This window comes from Enterococcus sp. AZ020, assembly GCF_050499205.1.
Lineage (GTDB): Bacteria > Bacillota > Bacilli > Lactobacillales > Enterococcaceae > Enterococcus_L > Enterococcus_L dunnyi.
Genome location: NZ_JBIPAT010000023.1, coordinates 1 through 244, shown reverse-complemented (window position 1 = coordinate 244; position 244 = coordinate 1). Strand labels below are relative to the sequence as shown.

Genomic DNA, 244 nt, shown 5'->3' with positions numbered 1-244 from the left:
CTGATATTCAAGACGAATCTACAGAAGAGCTACAAAAGAATATAGCTGAGATTGATGAAATCAATCGTAAAGTCAGAATCAATCTCGATAAGGAAAAAGCAGAAGAAGATGCAGCAGATTACCGTGAGCAATATGAAAAGTTAACTGCTCAAATTAACGACTTACGGCAAATGAAAACTGAGTTGCTCAATAAAGCCGACTTACCACTAGCTGGGCTATCTGTTACAGATGGAGAATTGATTTA

The 244-nt window shown here is 36.9% G+C and carries 1 pseudogene; it reads left to right on the top strand.

The features are described 5' to 3' along the window. Positions 1-244, top strand: a pseudogene (locus IGI58_RS18250) (chromosome segregation protein SMC); the annotation flags it as partial.